This is a genomic window from Lederbergia wuyishanensis, from assembly GCF_022900255.1.
Lineage (GTDB): Bacteria > Bacillota > Bacilli > Bacillales > Bacillaceae_C > Lederbergia > Lederbergia wuyishanensis.
Genome location: NZ_JALIRM010000001.1, coordinates 166,416 through 183,880, shown reverse-complemented (window position 1 = coordinate 183,880; position 17,465 = coordinate 166,416). Strand labels below are relative to the sequence as shown.

General features: G+C 34.8%; 21 protein-coding genes and 1 tRNA gene. 4 read left to right on the top strand and 18 right to left on the bottom strand.

All coding sequences use genetic code 11. The features are described from left to right. Positions 1–217: 217 nt before the first annotated feature. The 7 genes from MT489_RS01040 to MT489_RS01010 form a co-directional block, all read right to left on the bottom strand. On the bottom strand, positions 218–883 hold the full coding sequence (locus MT489_RS01040; protein WP_244679652.1) for a PadR family transcriptional regulator: 666 nt from the start codon (positions 881–883) through the stop codon (positions 218–220). Between the two features lie 30 nt (positions 884–913). Beyond that, positions 914–2,143, bottom strand: coding sequence for an MFS transporter (locus MT489_RS01035; RefSeq protein WP_244679651.1), 1,230 nt, complete (start codon positions 2,141–2,143; stop codon positions 914–916). A gap of 243 nt (positions 2,144–2,386) precedes the next feature. Then, positions 2,387–2,926, bottom strand: coding sequence for a histidine phosphatase family protein (locus tag MT489_RS01030; RefSeq protein WP_244679650.1), 540 nt, complete (start codon positions 2,924–2,926; stop codon positions 2,387–2,389). Between the two features lie 999 nt (positions 2,927–3,925). Further along, positions 3,926–3,997 (bottom strand) — tRNA-Val (locus MT489_RS01025). A gap of 156 nt (positions 3,998–4,153) precedes the next feature. After that, positions 4,154–6,100 (bottom strand): TRAP transporter permease, encoded by a 1,947-nt coding sequence (locus MT489_RS01020; protein ID WP_244679649.1) that lies wholly within the window; start codon positions 6,098–6,100, stop codon positions 4,154–4,156. Next, complete coding sequence (locus MT489_RS01015; RefSeq protein ID WP_244679648.1) at positions 6,084–6,599, bottom strand: DUF1850 domain-containing protein; 516 nt, start codon at positions 6,597–6,599, stop codon at positions 6,084–6,086. Before MT489_RS01015 ends, MT489_RS01020 begins: the two co-directional genes overlap by 17 nt. A 106-nt stretch (positions 6,600–6,705) precedes the next feature. Further along, entirely contained in the window at positions 6,706–7,734 is a 1,029-nt protein-coding gene (locus tag MT489_RS01010) for a TAXI family TRAP transporter solute-binding subunit (RefSeq protein ID WP_244679647.1), read from the bottom strand. 178 nt (positions 7,735–7,912) lie between these two features. Here MT489_RS01010 and MT489_RS01005 point away from each other — a divergent pair, with 178 nt between their 5' ends. From MT489_RS01005 to MT489_RS00995, 3 genes are all read left to right on the top strand, one after another. Next, the gene (locus MT489_RS01005; RefSeq protein ID WP_244679646.1) at positions 7,913–8,632 is read left to right on the top strand and encodes an alpha/beta hydrolase; all 720 of its coding nucleotides are present in this window, start codon (positions 7,913–7,915) and stop codon (positions 8,630–8,632) included. A gap of 120 nt (positions 8,633–8,752) precedes the next feature. Then, entirely contained in the window at positions 8,753–9,268 is a 516-nt protein-coding gene (locus MT489_RS01000) for a YjcG family protein (protein ID WP_244679645.1), read from the top strand. Between the two features lie 2 nt (positions 9,269–9,270). Next, entirely contained in the window at positions 9,271–9,699 is a 429-nt protein-coding gene (locus tag MT489_RS00995) for a GNAT family N-acetyltransferase (RefSeq protein ID WP_244679644.1), read from the top strand. A 41-nt stretch (positions 9,700–9,740) separates the two neighbouring features. Here the strand turns inward: MT489_RS00995 and MT489_RS00990 are convergent, their stop codons facing one another. From MT489_RS00990 to MT489_RS00950, 9 genes are all read right to left on the bottom strand, one after another. Continuing rightward, positions 9,741–10,634 (bottom strand): MBL fold metallo-hydrolase, encoded by an 894-nt coding sequence (locus tag MT489_RS00990; RefSeq protein ID WP_244679643.1) that lies wholly within the window; start codon positions 10,632–10,634, stop codon positions 9,741–9,743. A 29-nt stretch (positions 10,635–10,663) separates the two neighbouring features. After that, the gene (locus MT489_RS00985; protein ID WP_244679642.1) at positions 10,664–10,882 is read right to left on the bottom strand and encodes a hypothetical protein; all 219 of its coding nucleotides are present in this window, start codon (positions 10,880–10,882) and stop codon (positions 10,664–10,666) included. 110 nt (positions 10,883–10,992) lie between these two features. Further along, the gene (gene spoVIF / locus MT489_RS00980; protein WP_244679641.1) at positions 10,993–11,244 is read right to left on the bottom strand and encodes a sporulation-specific transcription regulator SpoVIF; all 252 of its coding nucleotides are present in this window, start codon (positions 11,242–11,244) and stop codon (positions 10,993–10,995) included. 117 nt (positions 11,245–11,361) lie between these two features. Next, positions 11,362–11,511, bottom strand: coding sequence for a YjcZ family sporulation protein (locus MT489_RS00975; protein WP_244679640.1), 150 nt, complete (start codon positions 11,509–11,511; stop codon positions 11,362–11,364). 97 nt (positions 11,512–11,608) lie between these two features. Then, positions 11,609–11,965 carry a stage V sporulation protein AE gene (gene spoVAE / locus MT489_RS00970; RefSeq protein ID WP_244679639.1) on the bottom strand — a complete coding sequence of 119 codons (357 nt, stop codon included), beginning with the start codon at positions 11,963–11,965 and terminating at the stop codon, positions 11,609–11,611. A gap of 26 nt (positions 11,966–11,991) precedes the next feature. Further along, positions 11,992–13,008 carry a stage V sporulation protein AD gene (gene spoVAD, locus MT489_RS00965; RefSeq protein WP_244679638.1) on the bottom strand — a complete coding sequence of 339 codons (1,017 nt, stop codon included), beginning with the start codon at positions 13,006–13,008 and terminating at the stop codon, positions 11,992–11,994. After that, positions 13,008–13,484: a stage V sporulation protein AC gene (spoVAC, locus tag MT489_RS00960; RefSeq protein WP_244679637.1), complete on the bottom strand. Its 477-nt coding sequence runs from the start codon at positions 13,482–13,484 to the stop codon at positions 13,008–13,010. Before spoVAC ends, spoVAD begins: the two co-directional genes overlap by 1 nt. A gap of 1 nt (position 13,485) precedes the next feature. Then, positions 13,486–13,959, bottom strand: coding sequence for a sporulation protein (locus MT489_RS00955; protein ID WP_244679636.1), 474 nt, complete (start codon positions 13,957–13,959; stop codon positions 13,486–13,488). A gap of 579 nt (positions 13,960–14,538) precedes the next feature. Continuing rightward, positions 14,539–14,895 (bottom strand): DUF1360 domain-containing protein, encoded by a 357-nt coding sequence (locus tag MT489_RS00950; RefSeq protein ID WP_244679635.1) that lies wholly within the window; start codon positions 14,893–14,895, stop codon positions 14,539–14,541. A 120-nt stretch (positions 14,896–15,015) separates the two neighbouring features. On the opposite strand from MT489_RS00950, the gene MT489_RS00945 reads away from it, so the two are divergent. After that, positions 15,016–15,546, top strand: coding sequence for a CotY/CotZ family spore coat protein (locus tag MT489_RS00945; RefSeq protein WP_244679634.1), 531 nt, complete (start codon positions 15,016–15,018; stop codon positions 15,544–15,546). A 33-nt stretch (positions 15,547–15,579) separates the two neighbouring features. On the opposite strand, the gene MT489_RS00940 is transcribed toward MT489_RS00945, so the two are convergent. Beyond that, a complete protein-coding gene (locus MT489_RS00940; protein ID WP_244679633.1) occupies positions 15,580–16,185 on the bottom strand; it encodes a CotO family spore coat protein in 606 nt (201 codons plus the stop codon). 466 nt (positions 16,186–16,651) lie between these two features. Further along, complete coding sequence (gene fabI / locus MT489_RS00935; RefSeq protein ID WP_244679632.1) at positions 16,652–17,434, bottom strand: enoyl-ACP reductase FabI; 783 nt, start codon at positions 17,432–17,434, stop codon at positions 16,652–16,654. Positions 17,435–17,465 lie beyond the last annotated feature (31 nt).

The window sequence follows — 17,465 nt, the reverse complement described above, 5'->3', positions numbered from 1 at the left end:
TCAAAAGTATTCATGTATTTGACACTATATATTCTCCCCCTATTTCTTCATATTTAACTTTCTTAATGTTGTATGTGAATACATTTTTATTACATGTATATAGGTAATTATCCTTCACAATATTAAAAAGGTACATTCTATAAAATGCACCTTTTTAATAATTATGTATCAGGAATTCGAACCCTCACTCCCACCTTTATCACAATGTAATGCCAAATTAATTTATCTCCTTTTCTTCTTCCTCTAAAATATCCGAAAAGTAATTCATAAACAATTCTTCAACCGCTGAAAAAGGTACGATTGGAGCTCTGTTCCCTTCTGACTTTTCCCAAAGAAACTTACATGACTCAACCAATTGGATAGTATCCTCACACCATTTAATATATTGTAATTCTTGTTCATATCCACGTTTTAATACTACTGAACTCATTAAAATCCTTGCTTTCATTACATCTCTTTCTTTTATACTTTTCAGTCTTTCACTCATAATTTGCTTCATCTTCACTACCCTTTGAGTACGCTCTTTTTTATACGCATTGAGTTTAAAAAGGACCTCTTCAACAGAAATATTATCCATAAAGAATGTTTGCATCAGGAAAACATCTTTAAGTTTCGGAGTTTCAGTTGGAGCAAGTAACCATTTTATCAACTCTTTTTTACCACTTTCTGTAATTGTATATATTATTTTATCTGGTTTTCCTTCTTGAGGAATTAATTTACTTCTAATTAAATTTTCTTTTTCAAGTTTATTTAATTCCGGGTATATTTGCGATAAATGAGAATGCCAGAATATACTCATGAGATCATCGAATTCTTTTTTTATATCATATCCACTGGCCTCCCATTCACTTAACAATCCAAGTATTCCAAATCGCAAAGACATTACCTTCATCCTTTCAATTTCTTTCTAATCTCACAATGCTTCATTAAGATTGTCCTCTTTTAACTGCCCATGCCCTAATTTAGGAGTAAAATAGATTCCTACTATTCCGATTACAAATAAAATAAAAGAAATAACAAGGATAGTATTAAGTACACCTATTTTATTTATAAATAATCCCGTCATCATTATTCCTGACAAAGCCATTGAACTAAATATCATGTTGTACAAGCTAAACGTTCTTGTATAATTTTCGCTCGAAACAACATCTTGCAAATAGGTGACAAACGTTACATTAAAGCAACCTAACGCAATTCCTTGAATAAGGAAAAACGGTAAAATGAGAACCCAATTTGTGATGAAAAAAAGGCTTCCTATACTAATGCTCAATGCAAATAATGGTGGTATCATGAACCACTTTTTCTCTATTTTTTTATAGTATTTAGGAACGATTGTCGCCCCAATGGCTATCCCACAAACCGATGCAGTTCCTATAAAACTTAAATTTTCGACCCCTACATGCAGTATATCACTCAAATAAGAAATTAAGATTAAATCAACCGATGTCGCAAATAACATAGCCAATGCTAAGAATAGAAATAAAGCCTTTAATTTTGGGTGTTTTGTGATATAACTAACTCCTTCTATTATTAATTTCCATTGACTATGTTTTATAGTTTGATCCCTCTTTACGAAAGGTTTTATGTTATTAATAAAAAATATTGAAACAATTAATAAAACAATAGAGATGGTTATTAATGTTGCTGGTGTAAAAGACACTTTAATCATAGTTGCAGTAAATACTTGTCCAATTATTTTTACAGCTGTATATCCTAATTGTAATAAACTATTGGCCTTTGGACGATCATCATTTCCAACAATATGTGGTAAAAGCGATTGGTTAGCGGGTACGAAAAACAGTCCTAAAATACTTATAAAAATTAACAAAAGATAAGCCCATTGATATAGCATGTAGGGAATAAATAATAAAAAAAGGCTAATCATGAAAACTTGCACAAGATTTGAATACATCATTACTTTTTGTAATGTTTTATTATTGATCCAAGCACCAATAGGCAGGGCAAAAAGAAATACAGGAAGATAAAAAGCAATATAAAACAGTGTAAAGTCATTACCGGATGTTGATTGGACCTCCAACCATTTCAATAAAGAAAAAAATAAAACCGAATCAGCAAAGATACATAAAATCCTTCCAATGAATAAATTTCTAAATGCGCTATTTTCTTTAAGTAACAATTTCACCAATCCCTCTTAACTTAAATTTGTTACCAAAAGTGTAGCTTATTGTTTCTAATATGTAAATATTTATATATAAATATTTACATATAGATTTTTTCCTGTAAAGAAAAACTTTGCTATCGTATTTAATAAATGAAAAAGGCACTTCCCAAAACGGAAAGTACCTTTTTATAAGCCGAAAAGAGAGATTCTAATAACAGGGTTTAGTTTTTTACAGACTTCACAAACTAACTATATATATCTTTTTTATTTCCATAATCGTTCAAAAGTTACATTATTATTTTCACTTTTTAGGAGAAACACGTCAGGATTACTTAAATTTTTCCAGTTATCGAACCCAAACTCATTGTTAAAATGTTTTAATAGTAACGACATTAAATTTCCATGAGTAACAATGATTGTATTTTTATTTTTACTGCTAAAAACATCTTCTACAACTTGAACTATTCGTTTCATTGCATCTTTGCTAGACTCTCCGCCTTCAAATTTCTGTTCAATATCATCAAAGGTTGTTCTTAATTTTTCATACCAATCAGAAAGATTTTTGGTACTCAGTATACGATCTGTTAATTTTTCATCAATTTCCACCTCAATATTTAATCTCTTTGAAAGTGGTCTTATAGATTCAACGGCACGTTTATATGGACTTGAAATAATACGATCGATTTGAATATTGGAAAAAAACTCAGATAAATCTAACGCTTGCTCAAGACCTCTATCTGTAAGTTGTGCTTCCGGTGGCTGTCCTTGCGCCTCACAATGCCTAATAACATAGATTTTCTTCAATATTATCTACTCCATTATTATGTGTATTGTTTTAGAGTTATTATAACGAATGAATAAACAATTGTAGCGAATTTTTTTTATACTTCCGTATAAATAATAGGGGAATTTGGGTGGATTAATATTTTTTCAGTAGTGTACTATAATACCTCTTCTACCTTATCAGCATTCTTAGAAAATGTATCACCTGATTCATATATGCAAAGAAAAACTCTATCACAACATTTTCACCTGCATCTGTTACGAAAGATGTACTGTGTACACTTAATTTTTAATTATTTCACTCTGGATAACTTGCTTCTACTAAGCTCTTTAAATCAAGGTTCAAATAATTATTTATGCAAATTCATTCTGTTATTTACATTGTTGCTAGAAAATCCGTACAAATTTTAAGCAGTCGACATTAAAAATATGATGGGAATGAAATTGAAAATTTCCAAAGTGTATAAGGAAATACAAACTAGAAGTATTATTCAAAAATTGTCCGATAATATTTTCAACGATCACTCCAAATGGGAATATTGTTAAAAATGTAATAATATCTTCCTAATAGATTTTACTTATTTTGAAAATAAAGACACATGTTAAGGGTGGTGCTTTTTGAATAAGGAAGTAAAAAAGGATTTAAATAAAGTTATATCCGTGACTATTGTAGGTGTAATTCTTATATTAATGATTCCTGTTCTTTTTTCTTATTTATTTAATTAACTACCTTCTCATCATCATTTACAGGATTCATATTTCCTCTTTAATGGGATATGAAATGACTATAATTCCTTAATACAACTAAAGAGAAATACTGTTGCCAGATTTGATAAGTAATTTTGAACCTAATGAATTTATAAGATGGTATATAAAAATAATACATGAGAGCAGCCGAAAACAGGTTTGTATATTTGTAGTACTATAAATAATTACTCTAGGAAAAATGACAAGGATTTCTCAAAAAAGAAAAAAGCGCCAACCCCTTTATATATAAAGGATTGACGCTTTTTTCATTGATGATCCGAGAGGGATTCGAACCCCCGACCCCATCCCTGTCAAGGATGTATTCTCCCACTGAACTATCGGATCATATGTATTAAACTGGACAATTAATAATATACAATGAACTTGGCTAACAGTCAACGCTTTTTTCCGGATTTCTCGTTTTTTAAAAATACTACACGGCCACAATGTTAGGCACATTGTGACCGTGAACAGATCTCCTACAAGGAAAAGAACTCAAATTTAAGCCAATTTATACTTTCCCTTATTTTTTGTCATTATCTGGCTTGCTAGTAAGGCTGCGAATAAAATCAGACCAATTGTATCCGAAATTCCTTCCGGGTACATAAGCATTAGTCCTGCAATTACTGCTAGGATTCTTTCAAACCAATACAATTTTCTATACCAGAATCCGATAATCCCTGCACCAATCCCGATCATACCTGTAAATGCCGTAAATATAACCCAAATTAAGTACCATATAGTCGTGTCAATCATTAATAATTCAGGCGACAAGACAAACATATACGGTATGACGAACGCGGCAATGGCGAGTTTCGAAGCATTCACTCCTGTTCTTATCGGTTCTCCTCCTGCTACTCCTGCTGCGGCAAAAGCAGCTAAAGCTACCGGAGGAGTGATGTCGGCAACAATACCAAAATAGAACACGAAAAGATGTGCTGAAAGTGCCGGTACTCCTAAAAGAATAATAGCAGGTGCTGCAATCGTGGAAGTAATAACATAATTTGCTGTTGTTGGAGATCCCATTCCCAGAACTAAGGAAGTGATCATTGTAAAAAATAATGTTAACAACAATTGTTCGTTCGCAAGTCCAACGAGTCCGTTTGCTAATTTTAAGCCCAGACCTGTTTTCGTTACGACCCCTACAATAATTCCAGCCGCCGCAGTCGCAGCAGCAACGGATAATGCTGTTCGTGCTCCATCGACTAGCGCTTCAATGATTTTCTTGAAACCAATTCGTGTGTCTTTACGAATCGCACTAACTAGAATAGTACCTATGATTGACCATAGAGCTGCACGCATGACACTTACTCCACTCATAAGAAGGACAATAACCATTAAAATCGGAATAAGCAAATAAATTTTCGATAAAACCTCTTTACGATTTGGCATTTGCTCTTTTGTTAGACCTTTAAGTCCGACCCTCTTTGCTTCGAAGTGAGTCATTATCCAAATACCTGTAAAATAAAGAACTGCAGGAATAGCCGCTGCTTTTGCTATATCCCAATAACTAATTCCACCGATAAATTCTACCATTAAAAATGCCGCTGCTCCCATAACTGGCGGCATGATCTGTCCACCAGTCGATGCAGCTGCTTCAACAGCACCGGCAAATTCCTTACGATATCCCAGTCTTTTCATCATAGGAATCGTGAAAGAGCCAGATGTTACTACGTTAGCAACAGAACTACCGCTAATGGTTCCTTGCAGTGCACTTGAAAAAATGGCTACTTTTGCTGGACCACCAATTCTTCGTCCAGCAATAGCTAATGCTAAATCGTTAAAATATTGACCAACACCTGTTTTTACAAGGAAGGCCCCAAATAGTAAAAATAGGAAAATAAACGTAGCAGATACGTATAATGGCGTCCCTAAAATTCCTTGTGACGTAAAAAATAATGTGTTTACAAGCCCTTCAAAATTCAATCCACGATGTGCCAAGAATCCAGGCATGGATTGGCCAAAATAAGCATAGGCGATAAATAATGTAGCAATAATCGTTATTGGGAGACCGACAGCTCTTCTTGTCGCCTCTAACGTTAATAAAATTCCAATTGTTCCAACGGTTAAATCTAAAGGCGTCAAAACGCCTACCCTATTTACAATCGTGTCCAACATGATTGGCCAATATGCTCCTACCCCGATTGCAAGCAGTGCCAATATATAATCATACCAAGCCACTGAATCTTTTTTTCTCGTTTTCCTATTAGCTGGAAATAATATAAAAATTAATGATAGAGCGAAACCTAAGTGAATTGACAATAATATTTGTCTTGGTACCGTTTGAGAAATAGATGCGTAAAGTTGAAAAATAGAAAAAGCTAGCAAGCCAATAAAAACTACAACCTTCATAGACCCTTTCAACTTTCTAGTAGCCGATTCTGGATCATATTTCTCTAAAATTTCCTGCTGTTTTTCCGCTGATAATGTTTCATGTTGATTTACCAACAATATTCACTCCTCTCCATAACTGCCACAATGATAAACGTTTTACTTTTAACTTTACTAATGAACCCGGCGCCACTACCTGAGAAAAATGCATCTGGTGCCCGTTCACGATTATAGTGTGGTCACCTACTACTTGAGCGACCCGCATACTTATTGACTGAAAATCTCTTTTCATATTACTAATCACATATTTTCCATCAATCATTTCAAATATCTCACCTTCCTCTGCATTAGAAGGCATTCCAATTGATGTATCCTCATAAGTGATTTCAATAAGGCGAATAGTACCGTTATTTAAAATGTTATATGTCTCTTTCACGTCAGATTTATGTATGGAATGAGTATAAAGGATGTGAAAGGTTTTGTTTGTTTGTTGTATTGGAAAATAGGCGAGGATTTTTCCAGTATTTTCTTTTTCAATTACAAAAGATTTTTGGAAGGGTATACAAAAAATGCCAAATAAAAAAAACACTATTAAAACGTTTTTTAAATATTTCACAATCTAGTCTCCGACATTTCTACTTAACATGTGTGATTGTTCGAAAATTTTAAAGTAGAAAGAATAGACCGGGTATTGTAACGGTCTATTCCTGTATTCCACCTTATTATTTTGCTGAAACGCCTTTTTCATCAAAATATTTTTTTGCTCCTGGATGAATTTCTATTCCCATTCCGTTTAAAGCATTTTCTGTTTTAATTAACTTTCCTTTTGCATGACCTATTTTATCAGTATTTTCGAAAATAGCTTTAGTGATATCGTAGACAAGATCATCTGTCAAATCGCTGCGTACAACAAGCATAGCTTGGACCGCTACAGTCTCAACATCATCCTTTATAGATGGATACGTTCCAGCTCCAATAGTTTCCTTTGCATAATACGGATACTTTTCAATCAACGAATCTATCTTATCAGAATCAATTGGAACAATAACTACATCTTCCGTTGCAGCTAAACCTTCAACAGCCCCAGTAGGAGTTCCAGCTGTAATGAAAGCAGCATCTATTGTTCCATCTTGAATCCCTGTAGTCGAATCATCGAAAGATAGATTACGAGCTTTCAGATCATCAACAGTCAAACCATACATCTCTAATATTTGTTCAGCGTTAGCTCTCGTTCCAGATCCAGCTTCTCCAACAGAAACGGATTTACCTTTTAAATCTTCAACAGATTTAATTCCTGACTTTGCAGTCGTAACGATTTGGATTGTTTCTGGATATAAAGTGCCAAGACCTCTTACATTTTCAACTTTTTCACCATTGAACATCATCGTACCTTCACTTGCATACGTGGCGATATCTGTTTGCGTAAAAGCAACTTCTACTTCTTCCTTCTTAATTAGTGCCATATTTTCCGCAGATGCATTAGAAGTAACCGCATTTGAATCTATTCCAGTTGCATCTTGAATGATACTGGCAAAATTACCACCAAGCGGGTAATACGTTCCTCCTGTACCTCCAGTAGCGATACTTAGGAATTTAATTCCATAATCCTTTTTTCCACCTTCAGCTTTTTCAGTCCCTTTGTTACTACCCGAATTATTTTCGCCTTCCTTTTGACTACCGCCACAAGCGGTTAAGAAGATGGACAGCAGGATAATAAGCGCTGCACCTAAAAAAAGACTTTTTCTTTTCACGTATTCTCCTCCTTTAGATAATTATGTCCACAATTTTATCATATATTTCTTTTAAATGAACAATAAAAGGATTTTTCAAGACTTTGGACCTATATGAAGAACAACCATGCATTATTTTCCTAAGAGTGAAGATTTCTGTGGTAAAATATTCATCAACAAGTTATTAGGAGGAATGACAATGCCATTCCCGCAAGGAACTATTACTGAAATTGATTTTAAGAGTAAAGAGCTTAGTGAAACATTGTCCCTGTTAGTATATTTGCCTGCCTCATTTTCTCCACTTTATAAATATTCTTTATTGATTGTTCAAGATGGAAAAGACTATTTTCAAATGGGGCGTTTAGCACGGTACTCTGATGAACTAATTGATCAAAAGAAAATAGAAAACATTATCATAGTTGGTTCGCATTACAAAAATGTAATGGATAGAAGAAATAAATACCATCCTTCTGGTGAACAAAATCCAGCGTATATTCGTTTTCTGGCTCACGAGCTTGTGCCCTGGATTGATCAGGAATATCCAACTACAGGAATGGGTAAAGGTAGGACACTAATGGGTGATAGTCTAGCCGGAACGGTCTCATTAATGTCTGCTTTAAAATACCCAAATATATTTGGCCGAGTAATTCTACATTCTCCATTTGTAAATGACGCAGTTCTTGATGCTGTTAATAATCATCAAAATCCTTCTCTTCTTGACGTTTACCAAGTTATTGGAAAAGAGGAGAAAGTTGTAGAAATATCAAATAATCGAGATTTCCTGACACCAAATAGGAAGCTTCATCAACTTTTTAAAGAAAAAGGATTCCAAACTTTCTATGATGAGTTTGATGGAGGTCATTCATGGAAATATTGGCAACCCGATGTAAAAAGAGCATTGGAGGTAATGTTTGGTTAATTCATCTTTTTCAAAAAATTACCTCCATCGTTCCTATGTTAAGTTATTTAAATGTTTGATATAGTGGTATTGAATGTTATAATTGGCAAAACATGACACTCAGTGAAGGAGGAAAAGAAAATGAAATACGGCATCGTTATTTTTCCATCTAAAAAGTTACAAGATCTGGCAAACTCCTATCGGAAGCGGTATGATCCTCACTATGCCTTGATCCCTCCGCATTTAACATTAAAAGAGGCATTTAATACAGATTTGGATGCCGATAATTTGACAGATAAACTTGAAGAGATTTCTCAAAACTATGAACCATTTAATTTAAAAATCCATAAAGTAAGCTCCTTTCAGCCTATTACGAACACTATTTACTTTAAGGCAGAAAATAATGATACATTAACAAGTCTGCATCACGATTGCTACAAGCAACTTCCAGGGGGGGAACCATCACATCCTTTTGTTCCCCATGTAACTATCGCGCAAAAATTATCGAATGATGAACATTCAGATGTGTACGGCTCTTTACGTATGCTTGGAATCGAGCATGAAGAAATAATAGACCGTTTTCATTTGGTCTATCAATTAGAAAATGATTCTTGGTCAGTATATGAAACATTTCGTTTAGGAAGGGATCACCAGTAATTATGAAAGTTTTGAAAGTTGATACAGAAGCTCAGCTTCAAGAAGCATTTAACATAAGAAAAACAGTTTTTGTAGAAGAACAAAAGGTACCATATGAACTTGAAATAGACGAGTTTGAAAATCATTCTGATCATTTTATTCTATATTCTGAAGGATCCCCAATTGGTGCTGGTCGTTTTAGATTGTTGGACGGAAAAGGAAAGATAGAGCGCATATGTGTATTATCGGACTACCGCGGTACTGGTGCTGGGAAGTTCATTATGATTGCAATAGAGAACTATGCGAAAGAAATTGGAATTGCTACACTAAAGCTTAATGCGCAAACATACGCAATTCCATTTTATGAGAAATTAGGCTATAGTGTCGTTTCCGATGAATTCATGGATGCTGGAATTCCACATAAGACGATGGAGAAAAATATTAAAATGTAACTAAAAAGCCTTGGTATCTTCATACCAAGGCTTTTTTGTATTTATGAGCATTGCAGCCATAGTTTGTTTTCATTAATGGAAATAGTAATGTTTCCTCTTTCAATTAAAGTGGAGATATACGCGGTAAAGGACGTTCTATATAAGAGCCATGAGCCAATATTGGCAGGATACAATTCAAATTGGTTAAAAAAGAGTGATTGTAAATCCTCCATTGAAATACCATTCTCTTGGCCCTGAAAACTTGAAGACAAGAATTTTAGAATATTTTCATGACATTCTATATTGGCATAAATTGTTTCTCTAATATCTGTTTCATAATCGCCATGCCCAGGTAACGCTCCTTGAAAGCTATAATTAAGTATTTTTTTTAACGTCTCCAACGTCTCCTTAGCGTCTACAATAAAGGGAACTTTATGTTTCTTTAACACATCTATCCCAAAATAAGAATCAGCTGCAAATAATATTTCATCAATCAATACTCCAATTTGTCCATAGCTATGCCCTGGAAATGGCAGTACTTCAAATAAAAATGGTCCTATCTTCTGGATTCCCTCATGCAAAAAACCTGCAATTGAAGCAGCTTCCCCTTCTAAAAATTTGTTTCGCAATTCTTTGATTGGCATGGCTCCATTCCATAAATAAATCGGCTCAAGAATTGGATTCGTAACAAATGATGATTCAAGCTTTGTAGAATAAAGCTCAATTTCTAATTCCTTTTGTAATTGAGCAGCTCCTCCATAATGATCGACATGGCCATGAGTTATAATGCAATAGTTCAGTGGAAGGTTATGTTCTTTAAGGATTTTAATGATTTTTTTGGCTGCTCCCTTATCCAATCCACAATCGATTAATAATCCTTCTTCATTTTTAGTAATATATCCAATATTTACATGACCTTTTATATAAAAACAAGAATCTGATATTTTCGTTAACATAAAAAAGACATTCCTTTCTAAATATGCTGTTATACATATTCGCTGAAATGCCTTCCTTTTCCTGTAATTATTTTTTCAATTGTTATAGAATTATTTTTCCCATTCATGATATTATAGTCGTTTTGAGGGTTCAAACTAATTTTCTGAACTTTATTTATTGGGTAAGGATCCATTTTTTTCTCTTTTGCCCTCACTCTTTCCTGGTATTGCACGTATTGATAATTTGTTATAGGTGCAATATAGCCCATCGTCCTCACCCCTACAAGTAATTTCTTTCACTATACCCTCATTCTAGTAAAATAAACATAATTCCAAACAAAATAGCTACCCAACAGGTGAGTAGCTATTTAGTTCTAATTTACTTATTCATCATTTTGCTAATGGCACTTAAATCAAGCTTACTGCCATCATTGATAATGGTTTGCACCATCTTGTCTTCCAGCTCTTTTGGTACAGGTTTATTTGCCAATTCTGACACCCTTTTTATGATTCCACGAACCGTTTTCTCATCTTTGAAATTAGCATTTTGCAGAGAATTGGCTAATTCAAAGATATCATTCATATTAACTCCGGTTTTCTTTTCAATGTTTTTGAAAAATTGATTTTCCATTACTAGCCGCTCCCTCCCTTTCATCTTTATATGATATGAAGCTGATGCTCAATAAGTGAAATGGGAAAGAAAAAAAGATGGAATACACATATTGGTGCATTCCATCATTCTTACGTTTTAAATGCAAAAGCTAGCTCCGACAATGATTAACAAGATGAACAAAACAACAATCAAAACAAACGCATTGCCCCCATAGAAGCCTCCTCCATAGCCGCCATAACCGCAGCCACCGAAACCTCCGAAACCGCCATATCCATATCCAAACATAGACTTTCACCTCACTTCTGTTATATCTTTAATAATTTATGTGATGAAAGTGTATTCTGTTTGGGCGAATTTGTTGCAAGATAAAAAAATCGCCTTATTATCCTTTTGGTTTAAATATAAGTGCTCCGATAAAACCGAAAATGATTGCAGCAGATATACCTGAAGAAGTTACTTCAAACATTCCTGTAATAACACCTACAATTCCATGTCTCTCAGCTTCCAGCATGGCCCCGTTGACAAGTGCGTTTCCAAAACTTGTGATCGGAATCGTAGCCCCTGCTCCAGCAAAATCAATAAGAGGTTCATAAAGACCAAAGCCCGCCAAAACTGCTCCTGCACTAACTAAAATGCTTAAAGTGTGTGCTGGAGTTAATTTTGCTGCATCAAACATTAATTGACCAATTACACAAATTAATCCACCAATCACGAAAGCCCAAAAAAACATTGCGAGCATATGCTTCACTCCTTTTCGATTAATTTTTAATTAAATTCAATGGCTACTGCATGGGCAATACATGGTATGCTTTCTTTTTGCTGGAATGATAATGGCGAAAGTAAAGCTCCTGTCGCAACGACTAATATGCGCTTATATACCCCTTTAGCCATTTGATTTAGTAAATGACCATACATAACTGTAGCAGAACATCCTGGACCACTCGCTCCTGCAAATACCTCTTGTTCTGGACTATAAAGCAGTAAACCGCAATCTTGAAATTTTTGCTCCTCAATGTTTAATCCTTTTTCACGAAATAATTCTAGGGCTACGTTTCTTCCAATTTCTGCTAGGTCCCCAGTAATAATTAAATCGTAATATGAAGGGTCTCTTTTTAAATCAAAAAAATGGCGCTGTATCGTATCGACAGCAGCTGGTGCCATTGCTCCTCCCATATTAAAAGGATCAGTAAGCCCTAAATCTACTACTTTTCCAATTGTAGCTGCAACTACTCGAGGATGAGGGTTTCGAATATTATCATTTGTACTGACTAATCCGACTCCTGCACCAGTAGCTGTCCATTGTGCTGTAGGAGGTTTTTGTCCACCGTATTCAGTTGGATAGCGAAATTGCTTTTCAGCAGATGCGTTATGACTCGCTGCTCCCGTAAGAATATGCTTAGCACCGCCATTATTAATGATCATAGCAGCAAGTGCAAGGCCTTGTGTGGATACTGCACATGCACTAAAAAGTCCAAGATGGGGAATTTGATTTGTCCTAGCTGCAAAACTTGTAGGAGTAATCTGGTTAATTAAATCACCTGCAAGAAAAAATTGAACAGCATCTTCTTTTATTCCTTTTTTCCGTAGCGCAATCTGTACTGCATCTTCCAACAAAACACGCTGAGCTTTTTCGTATGAATCTTGTCCCATCCATAAATCATCATGAAATTTATCAAAATCGTTGGCAACGTTGGAGTCCTTCTCAAAGGGGCCACCGACGACTCCTGTAGAAAGAATGACTGGTTGATTTTGAAAAACCCATGTTTGCGAACCTTGAAGCATTAGAATCCCCCCCATTGAAGAATGAAGGTTTTTACAAGCGCTACTACAAATGCTGAAAAAACTCCAAAAACGATAACAGAACCCGCAAGTTTAAATATATTTCCCCCCACCCCTAATACAAATCCTTCTGTTCGATGCTCGATTGCGGAAGATATAACTGCATTACCAAATCCTGTTACAGGGACAGCACTCCCAGCCCCGCTAAATTGACCTAATCTATCGTAAATGCCAAAACCGGTTAAAAGCATAGCTATAAAAACCATTGTTGCCACCGTTGGGTTTCCCGCTGTCTTTTCGGTAAAATCAAAATAATAAATATACAAATAAGTAATCGCTTGACCAATTAAACAAATTGTTCCGCCAACGAAAAAAGCACGAATACAATTTTTTAAAATAGGTCTTTTGAGTTCATGCTTCTTTTGCATTGCATCATATTTAATTTGTTCGGGAGTTTTTGTTTTATTTTTTTGAGCCATTTTATGTCATTTCCTTCTTTAGTTTAATAAGCTTCTCAAAGCGCTTTTTTGCTTCCTTATTTGATATATTTCCGTCTTCTAAATCTTCCTTTAAGCGAATGGCCTCAAGAAATATTTTATAATCACTTGAAACGACGAAGCTATGCTTAGGAAATTCTTTATTCAATAATTTCGTTAAATCCTTCTCGATTTTTTTCATTCGAAAGCGCTGAAGATGCTTCACTTTGTAAGACACTAATATTTTGTGGTCACCTTCAATAATAGCTACATCATAAATTTCGTTAATCTTTTTCATCTTTTCTCTAACTTGGAAAGCAATAGATTTTTCCTTTTTTTTATAGGTGATTTCTATAGGAGCTGGTTGTGTCTTCTTGACTAAAGATACATTACTCTTTTTTTCGCTAGGTTGATTTGAACATCCGCTTGATATTAGCATTGAACATAATAAAACGGAGACAAGTATTTTTTTGATCATGGACTCCTCCCAGATTAAGCATTATGTGTAGATTTCTACAATTCGGTTACAGAAAAGATAGTAAGGTTATCAATATTTTTCACTACATTTGATAAATTATGAATGATAATGGGATGTTTTTAAGATATGTGGAAGTGAATGGCTAAATATAGGGAGCGGGACCTTAATATTTTAAAAAGCGTAAGGTTTTTTCTATCGGCGACGTGTAATTGTTTTGATGAGCAAAAGGTTCCTTTTTGGATCAGAGGTTTCTTATTTTTGAACAGATATGTCAGTAATTTTGTAGAGAAATCTTAAGTTAAAGATAGAAACTTTGGAAAATTATTGTCATAAAAAACAAAATAGGGATAACTCTTCTGTTGAGTCATCCCTATTTTTCACTTATGTTATTCAATTTAATAACTTCTTGGCTTTTTTATCGGTCTGCCACAGCCACAACCAGATTTAGTTGGTCGTGTTGGTGTAATTGGTCTCGGCCTTCTAGGTGGTCTTTGCATTTAATCACTTCCTGATTATTTTAGAATCTAACTTTTATATTTTATGAAATGTATTCAGGATTTGTTTTTAAAAAGGGCCAATTTAGTCTGATATTAGATTTTGGACTATCGTTTCAATAATGGCTGCCATACCTGCCAACCCAAAAACAAGGATGATGGGATCTACAATGACTGGAAATTTCCACTGAAAAAATACAACAGCTGCTGCCGTCCATACTCCAGTGCACCAATAACAACTTATCAGCTTCCCAATCCAGCCTCTGAGTCCACTTTCGCGCGGAACTAAATAAGATTCTTTCTCCCCTAATAAATTTGTTTGTTCATATTCCATTAAAAACGGAGCCCTAATAAATGCAGTAATTTGGTCAAAAACAATTAATCTTGTTATGCGAAATATAGCTAGACTTACCAATACGAATTTAATCCAAGAAATATCCATTTCTCAGCTCCTAACCTGCCTATTTTCCCAAAATGGGGCGTCTGTCCGTAACTCATTTGGCATTTACCTAATATGTTAGTAGTGTAAATGAATCAATTTAAAGATAAGGAGGAAAAATCCATGACTTTTGAAGAGATGGAATCAAGTGAAGTGCATAACACTGGTTCTCATTCTGGTTCAGGTTGCGGATGTCAGCTGAACTGCGTATGTCAAGTAGTCCGTGCAATTAAGGACATACAAGATGAAGCAGTCGAAGAAGAATGTCTTGCTTGTACATCCAACTGCTTTGTAGAACCTCTAGGTGAATTAGCACTTCCTGCCCGTCATCGTTCGGATACTCGTGTTTTTACTTTAACTAATAAAAACGGAGACTTATTTAAAGCATTATTTAAAGGTACTGCTGGAAAATGTGTATCAGTATTTTTCAGAGTTGAAGACATTTTTGATAATTGCTGCGCCACATTACGTGTGTTAGTTCCTTTAAAAGATACAACAGTCGTTAACTTATTCCCTAACGGAACACTTAGCTATGACGCACTTTGTTCTGTAAATAATTGGGCTTCAAGTAACAGCTGTATCACAGTTGACTTACATTGCTTCTGCGCTGTTCAATGTATCGCAGATGTTAATCTTGGAATTTGTGAAGTATGATAGTGAAATGGGGCGAATTTGCCCCATTTCATTTCACAATATTATTTTTATTGCTTGTAAATCTTTAACATCTACTTCTTCAATGTCACCTTGAAAGTTTTTGACAAAAATTTGATTGTTATCATACTTACTTAATGTACCTCTATATTGTTCCTTCTCAGTAATAAATTCACAAGAGTATGGCTGTTGACTGCTTGGAAATCCTGATAAGTATTGCAATTTCTCCGGGATGGACATGTCCCTAAAAGTTTTTACTGGTGTGAGGTTCCAACTTTTTCTTTTAGTTGTTGCAGCGTTTCGCCGAAAATAATCAGCTGCAGAAATCGTCTTCTTTTCTTCACCCTGATTTTCTTCTTGTACTTCCCCCTGTGTCTCTACCTCTGTTTCATTTTGTGTTTCATTTTTTGCTTCCTCTTGAATTTCCTCCACTACCTCAATAACCTTTTCATTTTCTAGAGGAGGAAGAGTAAATAAATGCTTTTTCTGCCTATTTTGCGTTAAATTTCTATCTACTTGAACCTCTTCTGGTAAGTCTTCAGATAAGTAATGATCCTGCATACTTCTACCGGGTTTATTAAATTTCGGCTGGTGGATATATAGTAAAGGCTCCTCTTTATTTCCTTCATTCTTATTCTCCATGAAAGAGCACCTCCGTTCTTCTTACTTCGTTTTATATGTATGCAAGCAGGAGCCTAAGGTTTCCTAAAGAACAAATTGGAATGATACGCCATATTCATTTGATTTTGTGGGGATTCATATCATTGAGTTTGAATTATTTTCAACGTGGATATTTGTAGAAATTTCTATGAAATCATGTTTTCATGTTGATTCATTGTAAATTAAGACAGGGATTCACTACCAAAATAGAATTCATCGGGAATTAAGACCGGATTCCCTATTAAATAAGGTTTTTATAATACTTCGCCGTGAATTAAGACACCATTCTCTAAGAAATTTGAAATTCAAGTAGTTCTATTTAATATCTATACTAAATTCTTAAATATAGCGTTATTAAGTATGATCGGATTACAAACCGTTACATATTTTTTTCAAGTTCTAAAAAATAAAAACAGCTGCCACAACAAGAGTGACAACCGCTTATTAATTAGATTGCTAAAATATGGAACCCAGAATCTACGTGAATGTTTTCCCCTGTAATTCCACGGGACAGATCACTGAATAAGAACAATGCTGTATCTCCAACCTCTTCAGGTGTAGTAGTTCTACGAAGCGGCGCTTTTTCTTCGATATCTTTTAGGATGCTATTAAAGTCACTGATTCCTTTAGCAGATAGAGTTCTGATCGGACCTGCTGAAATAGAGTTGACTCTGATCCCATACTTACCCAAGTCACTTGCTAAATATTTAACACTTGCATCAAGTGAAGCTTTGGCAACGCCCATAACGTTATAATTTGTTACGACACGCTCCCCGCCAAGGTAAGTCAATGTAACAATGCTGCCTCCTTCAGACATGATGTCTAGCTTATGAACTGCTTTCGCTACAGCAGAAAGTGAATAAGCACTTATATTATGAGCTAATAAAAAACCATCTCTTGTTACATTTAAATAGTCGCCACTTAATTCCTCTTTATTTGCAAATGCAATACAATGCGCAATACCGTGGATAGGACCAGCAGCTTCTTTAATTTGACTAAAGCATTGTTCAATCTCTTCATCATTCGTAATATCACAAGGTAATACGAGGGATTGTTCCCCTTCTAATGAATCAGCTAGTTCACGAACACTTTTTTCTAGACGCTCTCCAGCATATGTAAAGATCAATTTTGCCCCAGCGTTGTGAAGGGAACGAGCTATTCCCCAGGCGATACTACGTTTATTAGCTACACCCATTACAACATATGTTTTTCCTTTTAAAGAAAGACTCATGAATTCATCCCCTTTTATCAGATCAAAAAGT

Bases quoted from the DNA above. Each gene is read 5' to 3' on its own strand.
- MT489_RS01040 (WP_244679652.1), bottom strand. From the start codon at position 883: ATGTCTTTGCGATTTGGAATACTTGGATTGTTAAGTGAATGGGAGGCC.
- MT489_RS01005 (WP_244679646.1), top strand. From the start codon at position 7,913: ATGCCATTCCCGCAAGGAACTATTACTGAAATTGATTTTAAGAGTAAA.
- MT489_RS01000 (WP_244679645.1), top strand. From the start codon at position 8,753: ATGAAATACGGCATCGTTATTTTTCCATCTAAAAAGTTACAAGATCTG.
- MT489_RS00995 (WP_244679644.1), top strand. From the start codon at position 9,271: ATGAAAGTTTTGAAAGTTGATACAGAAGCTCAGCTTCAAGAAGCATTT.
- MT489_RS00990 (WP_244679643.1), bottom strand. From the start codon at position 10,634: ATGTTAACGAAAATATCAGATTCTTGTTTTTATATAAAAGGTCATGTA.
- MT489_RS00985 (WP_244679642.1), bottom strand. From the start codon at position 10,882: ATGGGCTATATTGCACCTATAACAAATTATCAATACGTGCAATACCAG.
- spoVIF (WP_244679641.1), bottom strand. From the start codon at position 11,244: ATGGAAAATCAATTTTTCAAAAACATTGAAAAGAAAACCGGAGTTAAT.
- MT489_RS00975 (WP_244679640.1), bottom strand. From the start codon at position 11,511: ATGTTTGGATATGGATATGGCGGTTTCGGAGGTTTCGGTGGCTGCGGT.
- spoVAE (WP_244679639.1), bottom strand. From the start codon at position 11,965: ATGCTCGCAATGTTTTTTTGGGCTTTCGTGATTGGTGGATTAATTTGT.
- spoVAD (WP_244679638.1), bottom strand. From the start codon at position 13,008: ATGCTTCAAGGTTCGCAAACATGGGTTTTTCAAAATCAACCAGTCATT.
- spoVAC (WP_244679637.1), bottom strand. From the start codon at position 13,484: ATGGCTCAAAAAAATAAAACAAAAACTCCCGAACAAATTAAATATGAT.
- MT489_RS00955 (WP_244679636.1), bottom strand. From the start codon at position 13,959: ATGATCAAAAAAATACTTGTCTCCGTTTTATTATGTTCAATGCTAATA.
- MT489_RS00950 (WP_244679635.1), bottom strand. From the start codon at position 14,895: ATGGATATTTCTTGGATTAAATTCGTATTGGTAAGTCTAGCTATATTT.
- MT489_RS00945 (WP_244679634.1), top strand. From the start codon at position 15,016: ATGACTTTTGAAGAGATGGAATCAAGTGAAGTGCATAACACTGGTTCT.
- MT489_RS00940 (WP_244679633.1), bottom strand. From the start codon at position 16,185: ATGGAGAATAAGAATGAAGGAAATAAAGAGGAGCCTTTACTATATATC.
- fabI (WP_244679632.1), bottom strand. From the start codon at position 17,434: ATGAGTCTTTCTTTAAAAGGAAAAACATATGTTGTAATGGGTGTAGCT.